The sequence below is a fragment of the Corynebacterium pseudodiphtheriticum genome (genome assembly GCF_023509295.1).
GTDB lineage: Bacteria > Actinomycetota > Actinomycetes > Mycobacteriales > Mycobacteriaceae > Corynebacterium > Corynebacterium pseudodiphtheriticum.
Window position 1 is genome coordinate 1,964,403 of record NZ_CP091864.1, and the last position, 19,380, is coordinate 1,983,782.

At 59.6% G+C, this 19,380-nt stretch carries 16 protein-coding genes; 5 read left to right on the forward strand and 11 right to left on the reverse strand.

The genetic code is table 11. From position 1 onward, the window contains the following. Positions 1-515: 515 nt before the first annotated feature. The 7 genes from L9H78_RS08865 to L9H78_RS08895 all read right to left on the reverse strand — a co-directional run bounded on the left by L9H78_RS08865 (position 516) and on the right by L9H78_RS08895 (position 9,640). Entirely contained in the window at positions 516-1,223 is a 708-nt protein-coding gene (locus L9H78_RS08865) for a demethylmenaquinone methyltransferase (protein WP_283775238.1), read from the reverse strand. Positions 1,224-1,265: 42 nt separating this feature from the next. After that, positions 1,266-2,549 carry a glycosyltransferase family 4 protein gene (locus L9H78_RS08870; RefSeq protein WP_430622731.1) on the reverse strand — a complete coding sequence of 428 codons (1,284 nt, stop codon included), beginning with the start codon at positions 2,547-2,549 and terminating at the stop codon, positions 1,266-1,268. 6 nt (positions 2,550-2,555) lie between these two features. Beyond that, positions 2,556-3,128 carry a DUF3592 domain-containing protein gene (locus L9H78_RS08875; protein ID WP_347276359.1) on the reverse strand — a complete coding sequence of 191 codons (573 nt, stop codon included), beginning with the start codon at positions 3,126-3,128 and terminating at the stop codon, positions 2,556-2,558. 12 nt (positions 3,129-3,140) lie between these two features. Next, positions 3,141-4,904, reverse strand: coding sequence for a 2-succinyl-5-enolpyruvyl-6-hydroxy-3-cyclohexene-1-carboxylic-acid synthase (menD, locus tag L9H78_RS08880; protein WP_249619869.1), 1,764 nt, complete (start codon positions 4,902-4,904; stop codon positions 3,141-3,143). Positions 4,905-5,041: 137 nt separating this feature from the next. Beyond that, positions 5,042-5,794 carry a hypothetical protein gene (locus L9H78_RS08885; protein WP_249619870.1) on the reverse strand — a complete coding sequence of 251 codons (753 nt, stop codon included), beginning with the start codon at positions 5,792-5,794 and terminating at the stop codon, positions 5,042-5,044. A gap of 36 nt (positions 5,795-5,830) precedes the next feature. Further along, a complete protein-coding gene (locus tag L9H78_RS08890; protein ID WP_430622732.1) occupies positions 5,831-8,467 on the reverse strand; it encodes an ATP-binding cassette domain-containing protein in 2,637 nt (878 codons plus the stop codon). 27 nt (positions 8,468-8,494) lie between these two features. After that, positions 8,495-9,640, reverse strand: a complete 1,146-nt coding sequence (locus L9H78_RS08895; RefSeq protein WP_283775209.1) for an o-succinylbenzoate synthase — start codon at positions 9,638-9,640, stop codon at positions 8,495-8,497. A 27-nt stretch (positions 9,641-9,667) separates the two neighbouring features. Between L9H78_RS08895 and L9H78_RS08900 the strand changes: the two genes are divergently transcribed. Further along, positions 9,668-10,687, forward strand: a complete 1,020-nt coding sequence (locus L9H78_RS08900) for a 1,4-dihydroxy-2-naphthoyl-CoA synthase (protein ID WP_249619871.1) — start codon at positions 9,668-9,670, stop codon at positions 10,685-10,687. Positions 10,688-10,778: 91 nt separating this feature from the next. Next, a complete protein-coding gene (gene menE / locus L9H78_RS08905) occupies positions 10,779-11,972 on the forward strand; it encodes an o-succinylbenzoate--CoA ligase (RefSeq protein WP_249619872.1) in 1,194 nt (397 codons plus the stop codon). 37 nt (positions 11,973-12,009) lie between these two features. Here the strand turns inward: menE and L9H78_RS08910 are convergent, their stop codons facing one another. Next, positions 12,010-13,143, reverse strand: a complete 1,134-nt coding sequence (locus L9H78_RS08910) for an aldo/keto reductase (RefSeq protein WP_249619873.1) — start codon at positions 13,141-13,143, stop codon at positions 12,010-12,012. Positions 13,144-13,356: 213 nt separating this feature from the next. Here L9H78_RS08910 and L9H78_RS08915 point away from each other — a divergent pair, with 213 nt between their 5' ends. Beyond that, positions 13,357-14,247, forward strand: coding sequence for a 1,4-dihydroxy-2-naphthoate polyprenyltransferase (locus tag L9H78_RS08915; RefSeq protein ID WP_249619874.1), 891 nt, complete (start codon positions 13,357-13,359; stop codon positions 14,245-14,247). 155 nt (positions 14,248-14,402) lie between these two features. Further along, entirely contained in the window at positions 14,403-15,332 is a 930-nt protein-coding gene (locus L9H78_RS08920) for an AEC family transporter (RefSeq protein ID WP_249619875.1), read from the forward strand. 15 nt (positions 15,333-15,347) lie between these two features. Here the strand turns inward: L9H78_RS08920 and L9H78_RS10605 are convergent, their stop codons facing one another. Beyond that, entirely contained in the window at positions 15,348-15,818 is a 471-nt protein-coding gene (locus L9H78_RS10605) for a DUF4229 domain-containing protein (protein WP_347276360.1), read from the reverse strand. A gap of 45 nt (positions 15,819-15,863) precedes the next feature. Between L9H78_RS10605 and L9H78_RS08930 the strand changes: the two genes are divergently transcribed. After that, complete coding sequence (locus L9H78_RS08930; RefSeq protein WP_249619876.1) at positions 15,864-16,265, forward strand: hypothetical protein; 402 nt, start codon at positions 15,864-15,866, stop codon at positions 16,263-16,265. A 222-nt stretch (positions 16,266-16,487) separates the two neighbouring features. Here the strand turns inward: L9H78_RS08930 and ccsB are convergent, their stop codons facing one another. Together ccsB and L9H78_RS08940 are read right to left on the reverse strand one after the other, a co-directional pair. Beyond that, entirely contained in the window at positions 16,488-17,480 is a 993-nt protein-coding gene (gene ccsB, locus L9H78_RS08935; protein ID WP_249617714.1) for a c-type cytochrome biogenesis protein CcsB, read from the reverse strand. 255 nt (positions 17,481-17,735) lie between these two features. Then, positions 17,736-19,328 (reverse strand): cytochrome c biogenesis protein ResB, encoded by a 1,593-nt coding sequence (locus L9H78_RS08940; protein ID WP_249620781.1) that lies wholly within the window; start codon positions 19,326-19,328, stop codon positions 17,736-17,738. Between the last annotated feature and the right edge of the window lie 52 nt (positions 19,329-19,380).

A 19,380-nucleotide genomic window follows, 5' to 3' on the forward strand; every position in this document is an offset into this window, starting at 1 on the left:
AAACAAAGCCACACAAAGCCACAGCCGATTTTGAGGAATCTATCCAGATTATCTGGTTATCTGGGTTTTTTCGTGTTTTCGTCACTCGTGGCTCCTGTGTTCTTACGCTCCAACAGCACGAGTTTTGTTTCTACAAGCACCAGAAGCACGAAAATATAAACAGCGGTCGCAATGATTTCGCGTAGAGGCATTTCCTGGAGGCCTCCGGCAGTAGCGCGATAAAGAACCCATGCAGCGGGTAATGCTAAGAGAACTCCAGCCCAGCCCACTATCCTGGCTCGTGGCCGATTGCCATGTTTAACTTCATAGATAGCAGATAAGCCCGCTACGACTATCGCGATTATCAAAATAGACAGAATTATCATTATGGGCTACCAACTAAGCTTACGGACGGCGAATATGGTTGAACCGACCTTACGGATGGCGAATATAGTTCCAGTAAAATGCCACAACGGCATCGTATATTTTTCCTGACCTTTGGTGAGATCGCGAAAATCGGGCGCAACCCAGTCCAATTAAGCCTTGCGCGCCGAATGTAGCGCCACAATCCCACCCGTCAGATTCTGCCAACCGCACTCAGTCCACCCATTAGCGTTGATCTCAGCGGCTAAGGTCTCCTGATCCGGCCACATACGGATCGACTCCGCCAGGTACTCGTACGCTTGCGCATTCGACGAAATCACCCGCGCGATCGCCGGCAGCGCGCGCATCAAATACTCCTTGTACACCGTGCTAAATACTGGCACCACAGGGGTAGAAAATTCAGCCACTGTGAGCTTGCCACCTGGTTTGGTCACCCGCGCCATTTCCCGCAGCCCGGCGCGGAAATCGTGGATATTACGGAGCCCATACGAGATCGTGACAGCGTCGAAACTTTCGTCCGCAAACGGCAGATGCATACCGTCGCCAGCAACCTTGGGAACATCACGGTGGGCACCGGCGGCCAACATGCCGGTAGAAAAATCACAGGCCACGCACCAGGCTCCGGAGCGCGCCAACTGCACGGTAGACACGGCGGTTCCGGCCGCTAAGTCCAGCACCTTATCCCCCGGCTGCAGATCCAAACGCTCACGGGTGCGCTTGCGCCAATAATTATCGATACCGAGCGAGAGCACGGTATTGGTCAGGTCATAATTCTTGCTGACCGTATCAAACATCGACGCCACATCCACCGGCGCCTTATCCAGCGTCGCACGAGTGAGTTTCGGCGCTTGCTTGTCCAGCTTGTCTTGCTCAGCCTTATTCGAAGAGTCCACCCCACCAGCTTAATGGTTGGCACCCGGAGATTCCCACGCAGCTGGGTTCACCTCTGCCAGCACCTGGCGGTAATAGTCCACCAACTGAGCACAGATCTTCGGCCAGGTCTTATCCTCCACGTGCTTGCGAGCTGCAGCGGATAATTCTTGCCGACGGCTCGGGGCTGCCAGCCAGCTGACTGCGTCGGCAAGCTCGGCTTCGAAATTATCGGGATCCAGTAGCAGCCCATTGCAGCCAGCAGAGTTCCCGGTGCCATCACGAAGGTTCCCGGTGCTGTCATCAAGGTTCCCGATGCAGCCATCCCGGATCAGGTCGACTGGGCCGCCTACCCGCGGGGCGATCGTCGGCACGCCGCTAGCCTGCGCTTCCTGAATGGTTTGGCAAAAAGTCTCCAGTTCCCCGGGGTGGACGAAAACATCGAAACTGGCATAGGCGGCCGCCAGGTCGCTGCCGCTGAGTGCTCCGCAAAACACCGCATCCGGCATCGCGGCTTCCAACTCAGAACGGCACGGGCCATCGCCAACGATGACGAGCTGCACATCAGCCCGGCGCGACAATCCAGCCAGCCGGTGCACGCCCTTCTCATTGGCTAGGCGCCCCACATAACCGACGATGATTGGCGGTGATTGTTTGGGCCGGCCTGCGCACCATTTCCGACGCAACGCATCCGAGCGTTTCTCCGGATGAAACAACTGCGTATCCACCCCGCGCCCCCAATGCGCAAGATTGCGCACCCCGTGCGATTCCAGCTGCTGGATGGTTTCCGTCGACGGCGCCAACGTCAGCTGGCAATGGTTATGCATCCGCCTGATCCAACGCCAGGTAGCGCGCTGTAACACCCCCAACTGGTACAGCGCGGCGAAACCTGCAATATCAGTCTGAAAAACCGCCACCCTGGGAATACCTAAGCGCCGAGTTGCCCAACCACCACCGCGCCCCAGCGCGAAGGGACTGGCCAGGTGCACGATATCCGGGCGGAATTCGGCGAGCGTGCGGTAGACGGTCGGCGTCGGCACGCCAATGGGCAGAGAATCAACGAACGGCAAGCGGATCGTCGGCACGCGCACGACCCGGAAACCCGCGTAATGGGAGATTTCTGGATGGTGCGTGCCCCTGCCGTGTGGGCCCCTGCCGTGTGGGCCCGGTGCGATAACGATGGCGTCATGGCCTTGCGCGCTCAGATACTCCAGGATGCGGAGGACCGAGTTGCTGACCCCGTTAACGTGCGGCAAAAAAGACTCGGCGACGATGGCCACCCGCAGCCGCGATCGGACCGAAGGTACTGACGACAACTGGCATCACCCGCGATTACTTGTCTTGGGAGTTCTTGGTGTGCTCGTCGACGTCCTGTGAGGATGCGCTTTAGGACGCGTCGCGAAGCTAATCAACTGCCACAGCACCAGCGTGACGACGACAACCAGCACCGCGACACTCAGCCCCGGGATAATCGCCAACGTCCAACCGCGGCCGGCGACTTTCACCAGGTCCGGATCCGCGCGCGAATACTGCACCCATACCTGCTGGCCCTCGGCAAGCCCGGTGGGATACAACACGCCTGTCGACGGCGCCCGATACAAACCCTCGCCGTCCCGGAATTCCACGGTGGTGCGCAACAAGGAAGTACCCGTGACCGTCGCTAGGGCCCGACCTGGATCAGATTCAATCCGGTGATCATTCGCCGCTGCCCCACCAATCATGGCAACCGAGCCCAGTAGCCCGGATAAGCACAAGGTTGCAACCAACTGGTGCATGCGCCGCCGCCACTGCCGACGCCGCCGGTGCGGATCATAAGACTGTGCGGCGGAAGGTGCAGTTTTATCCGGGCTTGCTTCTTGCGCACTCGTGGCTTGGGGATCTACAGAATCTGCCATAGGGAACCAGATTTATCCCCCAAGAACTGCATCGATCGCCTGGTGCAATTGCCGACGCGTCGCCCGAGTGGTCGCAGCCTCAATGACCAGGATCGGTTCCGGAAATTCGGTTTGGGCGGCCAAGGCGTCGAGAAGCTCCTGCGGGCTCTCCACACGCTGGTAAGACAGGCCGTAGCCCTCACAGATCGCGGCAATGTCCACCCCATGCGGGGTACCGAAGGCCTGCTCAAAATCACGGCGCAAGCCGGGCTGGCCCACTTCGAGGGATTCGAAAATTCCACCACCGTCATCGTTGGCCACCACGATCGTGAGGTTTTCCGGCTCCGGCTGATCCACCCCGCGCAACAGGCCCCCGACGTCGTGCAAAAAGGTGATGTCGCCGAGCAGGGCCACGGTGCGCGGGGCGCGGATTTCGTCGGCACGCAAAGACTGCGCAGCGATAGCCACCCCCATGGCTTGGGAAATATTGCCGTCAATCCCGGCAGCTCCCCTCGGGGAATACGTGTCGACGCCATCAAACGGCAGGCCAGTCAGGGCAACATCCCGGACCGGGTTCGACGGGCCGACGAACACGGTATCGCCGACGGCTAACGTGTCCGTGACAGCGGCAGCAACGTGGAGACCAGTAAATCCGTGCGATTCATCTTCCAGTGCCTCGCGGACTGCCCCGGCAGCCAGATCGGAGGCGGCCTGGCATACTTGCAGCCACTCCCGGGTGGGCTCACCAGTGGCTTTCACGCGGGTGCCGCGGGTTTCTTGAGCGCCGCCCTCACGCAGACTCAAGAAATCATCGGTGCGGGACAGCACGATAACCTCGATATCCGGATCCGTGATCAGCGACAGGACCCCGCGGTGCAAAGTAGGGTGCCCAACGACGATTATCTGGTCAGGTTTGGTACGCACGTAGTACTCGCCAACCTGGGCATCATCTTTGGCGAAAATCGCGGCCGCCCCCGGGTGCACCGGAACATACGGAGCCGGGGCGCTCGGCTCGGCAATCGTCGGCACATCTTCAAGCCCGTCGACACGCCAGGCTTCATCGCCGGCAATCACCAGGGTTGGTTTACTCAGGTCAACGGCAACCTCGCCATGATCCAACCAGGTAGGCAGCCTGCGGCGGGCAGGGTGCGCGGGATCCGCCGGTGCAATTGCGGGGGCGTCGGCAAGGTTGGCATCAGCAAAGTGGGCGTCGGCAAGACCATCTGTACCAGGCTCGGCCAGTTCGCTTCCCACCAGCGGCACATCAAAAGCCACATTGATGTGTGCCAGGCGGTCAGCGCTAAGGCGCTCAGAAAACGCGGGGAGGTCATCCACGGTGTTGATCTGCGTGGTCTGGGTAAACGTGGAGAAAATGCCCTGCTGTTGGATTGTTTGCGAAGCCCCCGTGCCGACGAGTCGCTGCGGCCGATCCGCGCTCAACACCAGCAGCGGCGTATGAGAATGAGCAGCCTCAACGACGGCAGGCAAACAATTCGACACCGCCGAGCCCGAAGTCATTACCACCGCAACATGCCGCTGCTGCACGCGCGCCAACCCCAACGCCAAAAAGGCTGCGCTGCGCTCATCCAGGCGCACATGCACCCGCAGTCCTGGGTGCGCAATGAGCGCCAACGAAAGCGGGGCGTTACGCGAACCCGGACACAGCACGACATCGGTGGCGAATTCTGCGAGCCGGGCAGCGACCTGTTGGGCCAACTGGACGGCTGCAGGTTGCACCTGGTTTTCGGGCTGTGGGTTGTCCGGTTGCGAGGTTTCGGGCTGTGGGGATTCGGGCATGATCTCCTACTCAGGATTTACAGTTTCAGTATTTATGAGCTCAATATTTACGATCAGATGAGCGTTGATACGGCCAGGTCATGACTAGTCAGGCCTAAACTAGCCAGGCTTAATCAGGTGCCTATTCAGGTAAAGAACTAGCCGAAAATATTGCTCAACCAGCTGCGCAGATCGAACTCTTCACCTTCCGGCGGCAACAGTTCCTCCGGCACCTCAGTTGGGATCTGGTCTCGCCAACTTCCACCGTCACCGCCAGGTAAAACGGGTTCTTCGATAACGGTGGTTGGTTCTGTCACCGTGACATTAACCTCTTCTGTCTGTGTGGAGGTCACAGTAGTTGGTGTCGGCGGCGTAGCCTGCTCATTATCAGCGGAACGCCACAGGAAGAAAAACACCACGGCCAGTAGTAACGCCAAACCCGAAATGATGCCAAGCAACATTTGCCAGGAACTCGAGCCACCCGAAGCCTGCGTTGCTTGCTGCGGCTGGTGCGCATTGTGCACGGTAGCCTGCTGCGCCGCAGGAGCATAGCCGGAGTTATATGGCTGTCCATACTGTTGCCCGTATCGGTTCTGGCCAAAACCTTGGGTATACGGACCCTGGTACTGCTGAGTCTGCGGTTGACCTTGCTGGCCCTGGGGCCCCTGGTTCTGGTCCTGATCCGGAAAGTACTGCCGTGGACGGTCTATGTTCGGACGATCTATGTATTGTGTCTGCTCGTTCGAACCAAAATATTGCGTGCGCTCGTTCGAACCGAAATATTCCGTGCGGTCGTCGCCACGGAAAAATTCGGTACGCTCATCGCGGCCCGGGCGGTCACTATGGTTCGAGCCACCATGGTTCGCTCCAGAACGGCCGGAATGACCAGAATTGCCAGAATTAGGTGTCATCAATCCTCCTCAAGGCTTGGGCCCAGTCTAGACATTTTACGGCCCCACCCGCCGGGCCAATTCCCGACCCGTAGCAGTATCTTCTTCCGCCAACTTCTTAGGGCTCGCCTGCGCTAGGATGCGACCTCCAGCAGCTCCCGCCCCAGGGCCAAGCTCAATCACACGATCCACACGAGCCAGCGCCTCCAAGTTGTGCTCCACCATGACGACGGTGGCGCCGGCGTCGGCAAGCGCTTCCAATTTATCCAACAACTTCGCGCTATCGTGCGGGTGCAGCCCCATGGTTGGCTCATCGAGCAGATACACACTGGATTTCTTCTGCGTCCGCTGCAGCTCCGTCGCCAACTTGATGCGCTGGGCCTCACCACCAGACAACTCCGGCGCACCCTGCCCCAAGCGGAGGTAACCCAGGCCAAGTTCATCCAAAACCTCTAAAGCCCGCACCACCTGGGTGATCTGGGAATGGTCGGGATCCTTACTGCCGCCGTCGGCAAGGTCCTGGAAAACCTCCAACGCTTCCGAAACCCGCAACCGCAAAACATCAGCGACCGTGCGCCCATGCCAGCGCACCTCCAGTGCCTCGTCGTTAAACCGGCCGCCCTGGCACCGCGGGCACAACGTATAGGTCCCGGGCAGGAACACCAACTCGACCTCAATATGGCCAGCCCCTGAGCACTCCGGACACTGCCCCTTTTTCGTGTTATAGGAAAACTTCGAGGCGTTCCACTTCTTCGCATCCTTGCCATCCCGGCGCGCCTGGTCAGCGAAAATGCTGCGGACACGGTCAAACATCCCGGTATACGTCGCCAGGGTGGAACGCGGAGTACGGCCGATGGGTTTCTGCGTGATCGTGACAACCCGGCTAATATCCGGGTGCTCCGTTGCGCGCTTGCCGACGACGTCTGTCACCAGCGTCGATTTTCCCGAACCAGATACCCCTGCCACCGCGGTGAACTGGCCCAAGCCGAGCTCCAGGTCAAGCCCTTGCAGGTTTCGGTGGTTGATCCCCCGCAGCACCAAGTGGCCGTTAGCCTCGCGCGGGGCGTCGGCAAGCTGCAAGTGGCGGTTTGCCAGCGCGCGAGCTGTGGGATATTCGGCTAACTGCCCGTTGGCGTCGACAAGCTCACTTGGCTTACCCGCAAATACCACGGTCCCTCCCCCATCACCGGCATAAGGGCCAATGTCGATGAGGTAATCAGCCTGGGCCACGAAATCCATGTCATGCTCAACGACGAACACGTTATTTCCCGCGGCCAACAGGCGACGGATCACCGTGAGCACAGCCGTGCGTTCCTGCGGATGCAGCCCCGCGGTGGGTTCGTCGAGAATATAGGTCACGCCAAACAAGGAACTGTGCAACTGCGAAGCCAGGCGTAGACGTTGCAGCTCCCCGGCAGCCAATGTGGTTGCGGCTCGGTCCAGGCTCAAGTGCCCCAGGCCAAGCTCCAGTGCAGCAGCCAGCGGAGGGACAATCTGGGTTAATAACAAGGCCTCGGCATCATCCTGCGCAGTACGGGTGGCCGGGGCCGCAGCAGTGTCGGGTTGGTCATCACGGCCGACGTTGCTGGCGCCGGCACGCTGGCCAAGCTCCTGCTGGCGGTCCACCAACGCCTGGTGCAGAAAGTCCAAGGACCACACATTCAGCTCATTAATCGGAACATCCAAATAGCGCACTTGCAGCGCCTGCGGCCGCAGCCCCGCGCCGCCACAGTTGCTGCAGGTATGCGATTCCAGGAAAGACTCCGTGCGACGTCGCAACGAATCCGATTCCGTTTCCCGCAGTGTCTTATACAAATACTCCGCCACACTGCGCCAAGTGCCCTGGTAGGTGCGTTGGATCTGGTCGGCGCCGCGGTGCGGGACGATCTCGACGACGGGGCGCTCGCGGGTAAACAGGATCCAGTTGCGGTCGGACTCGGAAAGTTCCTGCCATGGGCGGTCGAGGTCATAGCCCAGGGCCTCCAGGATGTCGCGGAAATTTTTCCCAGCCCAGGCACCCGGCCACGCGGTGATCGCACCGTCGCGGATCGACAACTGCGGTTCGTGCACCATGGACTCTTCCGTGGCGACGAACTTCGTGCCCGTTCCACGGCACTCCGGGCACATGCCATCGGCCGTATTCGGGCTGAAGGCATCCGAAGCCAGGCGGGTGATTGGGGTTGCGGATGGGGCGCTGCCAGACGGGGCACCGTCGGACGTTGCGGCGTTAAACGGAGCATCGCCAGACAGAGTGCCGCCAGACAGTGCGCTGTAATCACCACACCGGGAATACAACAGACGAACAATATTCGATGTGGAACTAATCGTGCCCACCGTCGAGCGGGCCCCAGGCGCCGTAGTCTGTTGCTGAAGCGCAACCGTCGGCGATAGCCCCTCAATGGAACCGACCTGCGGATCGGTCGCCTGGCTGATCAAGCGGCGCGCAAACGGTGCCACCGATTCCAGGTAACTACGCTGGCCTTCCCCATGGATCGTGCCGAACGCCAACGAGGATTTACCCGAGCCACTAATACCGGTAAACGCAACCAGCTGGCCGTGCGGGATGGTCACGTCAATGTGGCGCAAATTGTGCAGGTGCGCATCATGGATGCTCACGCAGGTCGGGACCTGCATGGGTTCTTGCTGATCAGAGGCGTCGGTTTGTGACGGGTTTGAAGGATCCGAAGAAGGCATAACCTCCAGTCTAACCGGGGCGGACCTTTACTGCGGCGCCCCACTTTCACCATTTTCTCGGGAACGGTGGGCTTCCATTTCCGCGTACGCCGCACGCAACCGATCCAACCACCAGTCGCGCGTCGCACCGTCCGCGGCCAAAGCAGCCAACCGATCGGCATCGGGCGCCACCGGGGCAGTCGCCAGCATGCCGTCGACAAGCGAACGCGGCGCGGCCACATCTTCCAAAAAAAGCGAACCCGTCGCCAAGCCCGCCGGTGCCGGAGCCACATCGATGTCCTCGTCGTCGTTCAACTTCGGCAAACTCGCCACCGCCGCCAACCCAGCATTAATCCCTACCGCGCTGTCCAAAGCCGAGGCAATTGTCACATCCATATGGCGCGCGCGCAGATCCGCACTCAGCTGCAACACCCGACGTACCCCACCCAGCGGGGCCACCTTGACGACGGCCACATCCGCCGCCTGCAAATCCGCCACCCGGTACGGATCTTCCACCCGCCGGATGCTCTCATCGGCGGCGACGCGAACAAAAATCCCGCGGCGCATCAGCTGGGTGCGAACCTCCGCCAGCTCCTCTGGAGTGGCACATGGCTGTTCCACATAATCCAGCGGGGCCAACGCGGACACCGCCTCCACGGCCTGCTCCACGCTCCACGCGCCGTTGGCATCCACACGGATGCGGGTGCCTGGAATCCCGGAAAGTTCCTCGCGCACCGCGGACACCCGGGCGATGTCGTCGGCAAGCGCATCTCGGAAATCCTTACCAGGCTCGGCAACCTTCACCTTGACGCAACGAGCGCCGGGCATGCGGGAAAGCACCTCCGGAACCTGGGCTGGCTCCACCGCCGGAACCGTGGCATTGACCTCAATATAGTCGCGGTGGGCGGCCGGAAAACCCTGGTAAGCAGCTTCTAACCCAGAGCGCAGCCAGGGAGCGGTCTCGCGGGCGGAGTAATCAGCGAACGGGGCGAATTCTCCCCACCCAGCTGGGCCGTTGATAAGCACAACTTCCCGGTGGCGCAGGCCGCGAAATTTCACCGCCATGGGCAAAGAAACGACGTGGGCGCGCTCGAGAATTTCTGCAAGAGGGGGCAGGGGTGGTTGAGGCGCCTGCGGTGAGCGCAGTGAGCGCGGTGGCTGCGGTAGCCGGGCGTCGTAATTCGGAAAATTCATGCCCCAAGCCTAGCTAGACTGAAGGCCATGACTAACACTCCTGAGCACAAAACCGAGGCCAACCCCAATACAGGCCCCGACGCCACCGCCAACACCAACCACGAGGCCAGCCCCTTCGATCCCACCCAATGGCGCACCGTCGCAGGCTTCGAAGACTTGACCGATATCACCTATCACCGTCACGTAGGCAACACCCGGCGCGACGGAATCGTGCGCATCGCCTTCGACCGGCCAGAGGTGCGCAACGCCTTCCGCCCGCACACCGTCGACGAGCTGTACCGCGCTCTCGACCACGCGCGCCGCACCCCCGATGTGGGTACCGTGTTGTTGACCGGTAATGGGCCGTCGCCGAAAGATGGCGGCTGGGCGTTTTGTTCCGGTGGCGACCAGCGCATTCGCGGGCGTTCCGGGTACCGATACGCTACGAATCACGACTCGGATGTCACCAGCGCCGACGAATCCGGCGTGGATACCGCCCGCGAGAAAGTCGAGGGTGGGCGTTTGCACATCCTGGAGGTGCAACGGCTGATCCGCACGATGCCGAAGGTGGTCATCGCGGTGGTTAATGGTTGGGCCGCTGGTGGTGGGCACTCGCTGCATGTGGTGTGCGACCTGACGATCGCTTCGCGCCAACACGCCCGTTTTAAACAGACCGACGCCGACGTCGGAAGCTTCGATGCCGGTTATGGTTCGGCCTACCTGGCACAGATGGTGGGGCAAAAGAATGCGCGCGAGATCTTCTTCTTGGGCCGGTCTTACGATGCCACCCACATGATGAAGATGGGCGCGGTCAATATCGTGGCCGAGCATGCCGAGCTTGAGGCCGAAGCCATCCAGGCTGCCCGCGAGATCAACTCCAAGTCGCCGACAGCGCAACGCATGCTGAAGTTCGCCTTCAATCTTGCCGACGACGGGCTGGCCGGCCAACAGGTCTTTGCCGGCGAGGCCACCCGCTTGGCATACATGACCGATGAGGCTGTGGAAGGTAAGGAAGCGTTTTTGGAAAAGCGCGACCCGAATTGGGAGGAGTTTCCTTATTACTACTAAGGACCTCAGTGCTAGGGATCTCAGTGATAGGGGCCCCAGCGATAAGGGCCCCAGCACGGGCGAGGCAGCAGGACAACCGAGCCCGAGCCCAATGCCCGCTCCTCTCCCCTCCCATGCCTCGGTGCTGACCGCGCTTCCGGTTCGGCTTGATGACCCCGCAGCGATCCTCGACGACTTGGAAGCCGCCATCGCAGGCCAAGCGCATTATCTTCCGGTGCCCGCTGGCGACCGCGCGCGTACTGAGTTGCTGTATTCCTCGCAACGCGTCGGCCAGCCCATCAACGACGATATTGCCCTAGTGGTGCCCACCTCGGGTTCCACTGGCACGCCCAAAGGCGCGCAGCTCACCGCAGCCAACCTGGTGGCTTCGGCCGATGCCACCCACGAAGTCCTTGGCGGCCCCGGACACTGGCTATTGGCCCTGCCCGCGTATCACATCGCCGGAATCCAGGTTTTGGTGCGCAGCCTGGTCGCCGGGGTTGACCCGGTGTGCCTGGATCTTTCCCACGGTTTCCGCATTCCCGCGTTTGCCGCCGCCGCGGAATATTTAGACCACGCCCGGGACGGGAACACCCCCAATGCCCGCGAACCCATGTACACCGCATTAACCCCGATGCAGCTGGACAAAGCCATAGAAACCTTAGAGGGCATTACTGCTTTACGACGCTTCGACGCCATCTTGATCGGCGGGGCAGCACTGAACCCACAATTGGCGGAATCGGCTCGCAAGCTGGGCATCCACCTCGTGGCCACCTACGGCAGCGCCGAAACCGCCGGGGGCTGCATCTACGACGGCCAGCCCTTGCCCTGCAGCTCCGTCGCCGTGGAATCCGGTCGCATCATGCTCGGTGGCGCCACCATCGCCGCCGGATACCGCAATATGCCGGGCCACGAAGCCTTCGCCCACCCGGACTGGCCGGGCTGGTTCGCCACCTCCGACGGCGGGCGCATTATCGACGGCCGGTTGGAGGTCAGCGGGCGCCTCGACGCGGTCATCACCACCGGTGGTTTGAAGGTGCACCCGGAAATCATCGAAAAAGAGCTCTTGGCCGTCCCCGGGGTCAAAGAGGCCTGCGTCGTCGGCGTGGATGATCGCCGTTTCGGGCAAGCCATCATGGCGGCCTATGAAGGCAGCGCCGAGGTCGGAGAAATTTTCGATGCTCTCTACGAGCTCCCCCGCTGGCAACTACCGAAAGAGCTGCTGCGTGTCGACGAACTGCCGCGGACATCGCTGGGCAAAATCCACCGGGCTGGTGTGGCGGAATTATTCCAGCCTCGGGACTAGCTAATCGCGAGTTCTAGTTGGTCACCGACTAGCCCAACTAGTCGCGGTCGATAAACCGCAGATGCTTGTCGACGTAACGCTCGCCCGCCAAAGGATGGGTATCCAAGAGGTTGTCTAGCGCGGCGCGGTCGTCGTCGGCAAGCGTCACGTTGGCTGCCGCCACGTTCTCCTGGATGCGTGCCGGGTTGATGCTGCCCGGCAAAACCAACATTCCGCCCGGATGCTGCGCACCGCGATCCAACAACCACGCCAAGGCAATCTGAGCGGCCGTGGCGTCGTAACGATGCGCGATTTCCGCGACCCGGGCTGCGTTGCGCTGGTTTTGCGCGAAATTGTCCGGGTGCAGGCGCGGGCTGTTGGAATCCGCATTGGGCTCGGTGAGCTGGGCGGACAACATTCCCTTGGCCAGCGGGCTGTAAGCGATAAAACCGATTCCGAGCTCCGAGCAAGTCGGCAACACGGATTCCTCGACTCCTCGCGACCACAGCGAGTACTCGCTTTCGACGGCTGCAACCGGAAATTCACGGTGGGCGCGGGCGATGGTGGTGGCCGAAGCCTCACACAAACCGAAGTGGGCGACGAGGCCTTCGTCGACAAGTTCACCAACGGTGCCTGCGACCTCTTCGATGGGCACATCAGGGTCCACGCGGTGCTGCATGAACAAATCCAGGCGCTCGACGCCCAAACGACGGGCGGATTCCTGGGCAACACGGCGGATGGTTTCCGGGCGGGAATTCAGCTCGCCGGTGGGTTGGCCGTTGTCGATATTCCAACCGAACTTCGTGGCAATCGTCGGGGCCTGCACCGAAGAACCTGCAGAGGCCGCAGATGGCGTGTGGGCGCGGGCGAAGGCGTCGCCAAGCAGCTCTTCACCGGTGTATGGCCCTTGGATCTCAGAGGTGTCGAAAAACTCCACGCCAAGCTCAGCAGCGGTGCGCAACACCTGGATCATTTCCTGGCGGCGGGGTGAGTCCGAATAAGAATGCGGGGTCATGCCGGTACACCCCAGCCCAATCGGGAATAGATCTAGTGGCCCGGACTGTTTTCGGCCAGCCTGTGGGGTCGCGGACTGCAGAGGCCCGGACTGTGGGGGCTCAGAACGCAGAAGGCCGGACTGTGTTTCTGACTGACTCGTGGTGGTGTCGGTGTGATGGTTGGGTTTATCGCTCATACCCCCACTCTAGGTCGCGACCTAGCACTAGTCTGTTCCACGTAAATATTGGGAATTTGCGCGCACCAGACCCGCGGCAATTCCCCAGCTGAAGAGCACGACGGTACCCCAGTTACTGAGCGTCACGTTTCCGGCGCTGCCACCTCATCGCCGAATCCCGCCGGTGTCATTTGGTGTTTGTTAATGACATGCAATGTAGCGCACAATGAATGCATGAGCGCTACAACATATTCGGCCACTACCCGCGATTGGATCCAGGCGGCACGACCGCATACGTGGCCGAATGCGTTCGCTCCGGTTTTGGCCGGAACAGGCGCTGCACTGTATCAAAATTCCGGAAAATTTGTCCCATTCTTATTAGCCCTGATCGTCTCCTGGGCTTTGGTCATCGGCGTCAACTACGCGAACGATTATTCGGACGGCATCCGCGGCACCGACGACGAACGCACCGGCCCCACCCGGCTCACCGCCAGCAAGCTTGCCCGCCCATCGGACGTGAAAAAGGCAGCGTTTATTTCTTTCGGCGTCGCAGGTGCGGCAGGTCTCATCCTGGCGCTACTTTCGGCCTGGTGGCTGATCCTGGTAGGCGCGATGTGCTTGGCCGGGGCTTGGTTTTATACCGGAGGGAAGAACCCGTATGGCTATAAGGGCCTGGGCGAGGTCGCGATCTTCATTTTCTTTGGCCTGATCGCCGTACTGGGCACCGAGTTCACCCAAGCCGGTGCCATCTCTGAAGTTGGTATTGGTTTGGCTATTTCCGTCGGCGCAATGTCATCCGCGGTCAACTTAACCAACAACATCCGCGATATCGCCACCGACAAACCAGCAGGCAAACGCACCCTGGCGGTGATCCTGGGTGATTCCGCCTCCCGCAAGCTGTATACCGTTTTGCTGGTCATCCCATACGTCGTAACGTTTCTTGTCGGCATCTTGGCATTCCCAGCCACCTGGATCGCGTTTGTTTCCGGTTACTGGACGCTGAAAGCCCTGCACCGAGTAAATTCGGGGGCACGTGGTGGGCAGCTAGTCACCGTGCTGGCTCTGACCGGGCGCGCGATGGCCTTGTGGTCCGGGCTCATGTTCTTAGCCCTGGCTTTGGCCTAGGTTGCTCTGGCCTAGATTACAGTGGCCTAGATTGTCTGGCCTAGGTTGAGCGTAAGTCAGGATTAGTTCTGGTCTTGACCGACACCGGAGCCAGTTGTCGTCGTCAAGCCTAAGAAAGGCCGAAGAAGCCTCAAGAAGCCCATAGGAGGGCGTATATGGCAGGTGTGATCACTGCTTTTACCATCATCTTGTCGATCATCGCCGTGGGCTTTGCGCTATCCAAATTCGGCATCATCGGCAACGATTCCCAACGGCTGGTCCTGAACAAAACTGCCTTTTATGCCGCCACGCCCTGCCTGCTGTTTACCTCGCTCGCGAAATCCAATCCGGGCACGCTCTTTTCCCCGGTACTTGCCGCCGTGGTTGTCTCCAGCCTGCTCACGGGCGCAAGCTATATCATCGCCTCCCGCCTGTTTTTCCCGAAAGACTTGCCGACGACCACCATGGGCGCGGCCTCATCGTTTTATTTCAACTCCGTGAACATTGGGCTGCCGGTGAGCATCTACGTGGTTGGCGAAGCCACCTGGGTAATTTCGATCTTGATGCTGCAGATGGTGTTTTTCACACCGTTTATTCTGGCTGCGCTCAACGACGGGCATGGGCGCACCCGTGGCGCGAAGATTATTGATGGCATCCGTTCCGGGTTTTTGTCTCCGCTGGTGCTCGCGGGAATTGCGGGCATGATTGTTGCGGTGGCTGGGTGGGAAATCCCGGAGGTTGTGATGGAGCCGATGTCGATTATTGGCGGCGCATCCATCCCGATGATTTTGATCAGTTTTGGTGCTTCCCTGACCTCAATCCAGATCCTCGACGACCCAGCAGACCGCCCCGCCGTCATCACCGCCACCGCCATGAAACTCGTGCTCATGCCGGTATTCGCGTGGTTGGCCGGCCTGGCACTGGGGCTCAGCAGCGACCACCTCTACGTCGCCGTGATCTTGGCCTGCTTGCCGACGGCACAAAACGTGTACAATTACGCCGCGACCTACCAAAAAGGCCTTGCTGTTACCCGAGATACCGTTTTCTTGACGACGTTCGCTTCCCTGCCGGTCATGGCCGTGGTGGCCGGGATTTTCGGTAGTTAACGTGACGGCAGGTTGCTAACGGCCGGCGAGTTCCCGGTTGACCCATTCTTTGCGGGCTTTGCGCTGCTGCGCCAACTTGGCGACGGCTTCTGTGGTTTCGATACGGAGTTTTTTGAAGATCAGCATCGACAGCGGCAGCGCCACCAACAGCGCCAGAAGTGCAGAAACGACTAATGGAACTTGGGCTCCGATGAGGACTGCTAGCGCCTGAATCACAATAGTCAGCCCCAAAAACAGGCCCAATCGGGCAGCCCCGTATTTCAGCATCGCACGGGTTGCTTGCTTGCGGGTTTGCGGGTCCAGTTGGGGTTCTTCAGCAGGTGCAAAACTGTGCTGGGATTCATCACGCGAAGCTGGGTTAGCACTTTCGGTGGCACGCGGGCTATTGCTGGACGGACCCGAGCCTTCTGCACCTTGCGCGCCTTGCCGATCCACCCCATTCGGAATACGGGTTCGTGCACCATTACTGTCTGGTTGATTAGTCACAAGATTCATCCTAAAACGCACCGATCGTGCCGTAAAATGATCAGTATGGGAAAGCTGATCTTGTTAGCGCTAATAGTCCTGGCTGCAGTCTTAGTGTGGAAGGCTTTTGGTCCAGCATCCTGGAATCAAAACCGCCAAATGAAAACTGCTGAACGCCCGGCGATTAAAGGGCCAGACGATGACGAAGAATTCCTGTGGAATATCGAAAAGAATCGGTTTAAAGAACGTCGTCGTCAAGAACAAGAACGACAGCAACGCCACGAGCATCAACAACGGCAACCTCGTAGCCAAGGCGAGACCAAGGGAGCATCCCGATCAAACGATGCCCCCGAGACAAGTCCCTCCGGCGACGCAACCCCTTCGGGCGATGCAACGGGATCAGATCCAACAAAAGATTCGCGCTACCCAAATAATAAGAAAAACGACGCGAAACCCGACGACCAGTAAAACCTGCTTCAGCCGATACCGCCGACATTAAGCATGACGGTATCGCGTCACTTTAGTTAGCACCGTTGAGGGAGAGTCCGAAAATAGCCGCGGGCATGGGCTCCCCCGAACACTGCATGCCGAACACTAGTTGCCGGGCACTCATTGACGGACACAGCTTCCCCGGACACACGCCGCAGCGCGCGCATCTCAGGGCGCGCATCTCAGGGCGCACGTTGCGGCCTAGTTCAGCCCAGCGTAAGAATGTAGGCCCGACACCACCATGTTAATGAAGAAGAAATTAAAGATCATGGTGGCCAGCGCGACAATGTTGATCCAAGCCGCCCGCATGGCACGCCACCCGGCGGTGGCACGGGCATGCAGATACGCCGCGTATAAGATCCAGGAAATTAGGGAAACGGTTTCTTTCGGGTCCCAGTTCCATGGCCTACCCCACGCGGCTTCTGCCCAAATCGCACCGAGCACGATTCCCAGGCCAAGGACCGGCAAGGTCACAATCGCAGACTTATAGGCCAGCCCGTCAAGCTTTTTCGCGCTAGGCAGTGGTTTCACGATCGCGCCGGCAATGCCGTCACTCTCCTCGCCTTTTGGCTGCCAACGTCGCAACAAATACAGCAGCGAAGCGACACCCGAAAGCATGCCGATGGAACCGCCTAAGACGGCAATGCCCACGTGGATCGGCAACCAGAATGAACGCAGTGCCGGAACCAATGGGGCAGATTCTGCATATAGGTGTGAACCGCCAACGAACATCAAGATGATGACGGGAATCAGCAGCCAGGGCCACAACACGCGCCATTCCTGCCGCTGGCCGATAACGACGGCCGCCACAACCATGGTAAGCAAGGTCAGCATGAGCGAATACTCATACATGTTGCCGAACGGGAACCGGCTGTTCGCCAAGCCACGAGTAAGCACGGCACCGGCCTGAACAATAATTCCCAGCCAGATCAGCGTCTGCGCCATACCTGACCACTTGCGGGCACCAGCTTCCAGTTCGTCGACTGTTTTGCCACCGGCCCCTGCATCGGCATCGCGGTTATTGCCGACAGCGCGACCGTCGGCCCCAACGCGTTCGCGTTGCCGGTGTGCGTCGATCACGCTTTGCACCTTGACGTAAAACACCAGGGCCACAACCAGGGCAATCGCATAAATAACGAACGTCGTCCGGAACATCAGGTCCGAGAAATTGGACAGCGTTTGATCAGCAAGCATTAATTCACACTTTCTTATCGTGATCACGACGTTTCCGGACGAACACCAGCGGATGTTGCGGGAAACATGGCCATTTCAAACTACAGCAGAACGAGTCCCCACCTCAACTAATGATAGGGCGGACATAATCCTTTCGGATGATAAACACCCAAGCCTGAACCACCAGGCGGTGCCCCACCAAACCGAACACCACCGGCTTAGCCAATCTGACCTAGCCGATCTGGCCCAACCGATCTGGCTTAGCAGCCAGATGACTTAATCCCGCGCATACAAATCGTCTTCTTCCACATCATCCGGATCCGGCAAAGCAAACAGCTCCCGGTAGATCTTGTCCAGTTCTTCACCCCAACCGGCACGGTCAGTACGAGCCAGTCCAGCCATCTCAATACCGGTGGTGCCATCACCATTATCGGTAAACCGTACCCAAATACGGCGACGCTTAATCACCAACGAACCCACCAACGACAGCAACATCACGATCGTCGACAGCAACACCCACCGCTGGAACGGATCATGCGCGATCTGGTAATTCGCAAACTCCGAAGCACCGTCGAAAGTCAGCTCTGTGCCATCATCCAACGTGATCGACTCGCCTACTTCCAAGTTCACGCGCTCCAACTTCTGCAACTGGCCACTGTGAATCAGGGTCTGGTCCAGGTCAAAAATTGACTGCGCGATACCCGTATCCAATCCGGCATCACCCCGGTAAACATCAATCGCCACCGCCGGGTCACGCATCTCTGGGAAAGCCGAAGTCAGCAGCTCACCATTCTCTCCCTGCCAATCAGCCGTCGGCGCAAACAGCCCCTGCAGTGCAATCTGATTCTGTCGGCGCTCATACAAATCTGGATACATGCCAGCAGGAGGATCGAAGCGCATCGCGCCGGAAGACAAGAAGTTCACCAAATCATCGGGACGGAACTGCCAAGTCTGGGTCCGGGTTTCCCCATTAGGCCACTTCACGGTAAACGTCGGCGCAAACCCATGGCCCTGCAAATAGACACGCTCACCGTCGATACGGAGCGGATCATTCACCCGCAACTGGTAGTCGTCCCATGTTTCCGGGTCGGAAAAAATCTCGTCGCCCTGGGCATAGGAAATATCAGAACTGAACATCTCCGCCTGCCCATTAGGCAGATAATCAGCCTGAAAATTATGGGCAATGAAACAAAACGGGTTCAGGCCCGTGCCGTCGAAAAGCGGCCCAGCGCGAAAAGAGTCATAGCTTGAGACGGAAGTATTACAGAATTCAGTGGACTGGTCCAGTTCGACCGCAGTATCGTAGCTACCAGATTCCGTAACAATAATGACCTGGCCCTCGTAGTAAACCATGCGCCCTGCAGCCACCGTCACCAAAATGGCAACCAACGCGATGTGGAATAACAAATTCGCCAATTCACGCCCATAACCGCGCTCCGCAGAAATAGACGGTCTCCCGGCGCGGTCCTCATCGGCGCTAAACTCCGAGATCCGCCAGCGACGCAGCAGCCTTAACGTCTCAGTGCGGGCGTCGGCAAGCGACTTGTCCAAGGTACCCGTGTGGTGATGCGGCATCCGGTGCAAGAAACGCGGGGCTCGAGTCGGACGCGCGCGCCACGCCTTATAGTGATCCCAACTACGCGGGATAATACAGCCAACCAACGAGGCCGCCAGCAACGTGAAAATCGCGATAAACCACGAGGACTGAAAGACGTCGAAAAGCTGCAACGAATCATAAACCTCGGCGAGCTTACCGTTATTTGCGATGTACTCGTTGACGTTGTCCTCATTCAACGAACGCTGCGGCAACAGCGCACCCGGCACCGCGGCGATGGCCAACAGGAACAACAACACCAACGCCGTACGCATACTGGTTAACCAACGCCAGGCTCGCTTCAACAATCGCCAGGGCAACCAGGAT

Coding starts and splice junctions, on each gene's coding strand:
- L9H78_RS08875 (WP_347276359.1), bottom strand. CDS start 3,128: ATGGCAGATTCTGTAGATCCCCAAGCCACGAGTGCGCAAGAAGCAAGC.
- menD (WP_249619869.1), bottom strand. CDS start 4,904: ATGCCCGAATCCCCACAGCCCGAAACCTCGCAACCGGACAACCCACAG.
- L9H78_RS08885 (WP_249619870.1), bottom strand. CDS start 5,794: ATGACACCTAATTCTGGCAATTCTGGTCATTCCGGCCGTTCTGGAGCG.
- L9H78_RS08890 (WP_430622732.1), bottom strand. CDS start 8,467: ATGCCTTCTTCGGATCCTTCAAACCCGTCACAAACCGACGCCTCTGAT.
- L9H78_RS08895 (WP_283775209.1), bottom strand. CDS start 9,640: ATGAATTTTCCGAATTACGACGCCCGGCTACCGCAGCCACCGCGCTCA.
- L9H78_RS08900 (WP_249619871.1), top strand. CDS start 9,668: ATGACTAACACTCCTGAGCACAAAACCGAGGCCAACCCCAATACAGGC.
- menE (WP_249619872.1), top strand. CDS start 10,779: ATGCCCGCTCCTCTCCCCTCCCATGCCTCGGTGCTGACCGCGCTTCCG.
- L9H78_RS08910 (WP_249619873.1), bottom strand. CDS start 13,143: ATGAGCGATAAACCCAACCATCACACCGACACCACCACGAGTCAGTCA.
- L9H78_RS08915 (WP_249619874.1), top strand. CDS start 13,357: ATGAGCGCTACAACATATTCGGCCACTACCCGCGATTGGATCCAGGCG.
- L9H78_RS08920 (WP_249619875.1), top strand. CDS start 14,403: ATGGCAGGTGTGATCACTGCTTTTACCATCATCTTGTCGATCATCGCC.
- L9H78_RS08930 (WP_249619876.1), top strand. CDS start 15,864: ATGGGAAAGCTGATCTTGTTAGCGCTAATAGTCCTGGCTGCAGTCTTA.
- ccsB (WP_249617714.1), bottom strand. CDS start 17,480: ATGCTTGCTGATCAAACGCTGTCCAATTTCTCGGACCTGATGTTCCGG.
- L9H78_RS08940 (WP_249620781.1), bottom strand. CDS start 19,328: ATGCGTACGGCGTTGGTGTTGTTGTTCCTGTTGGCCATCGCCGCGGTG.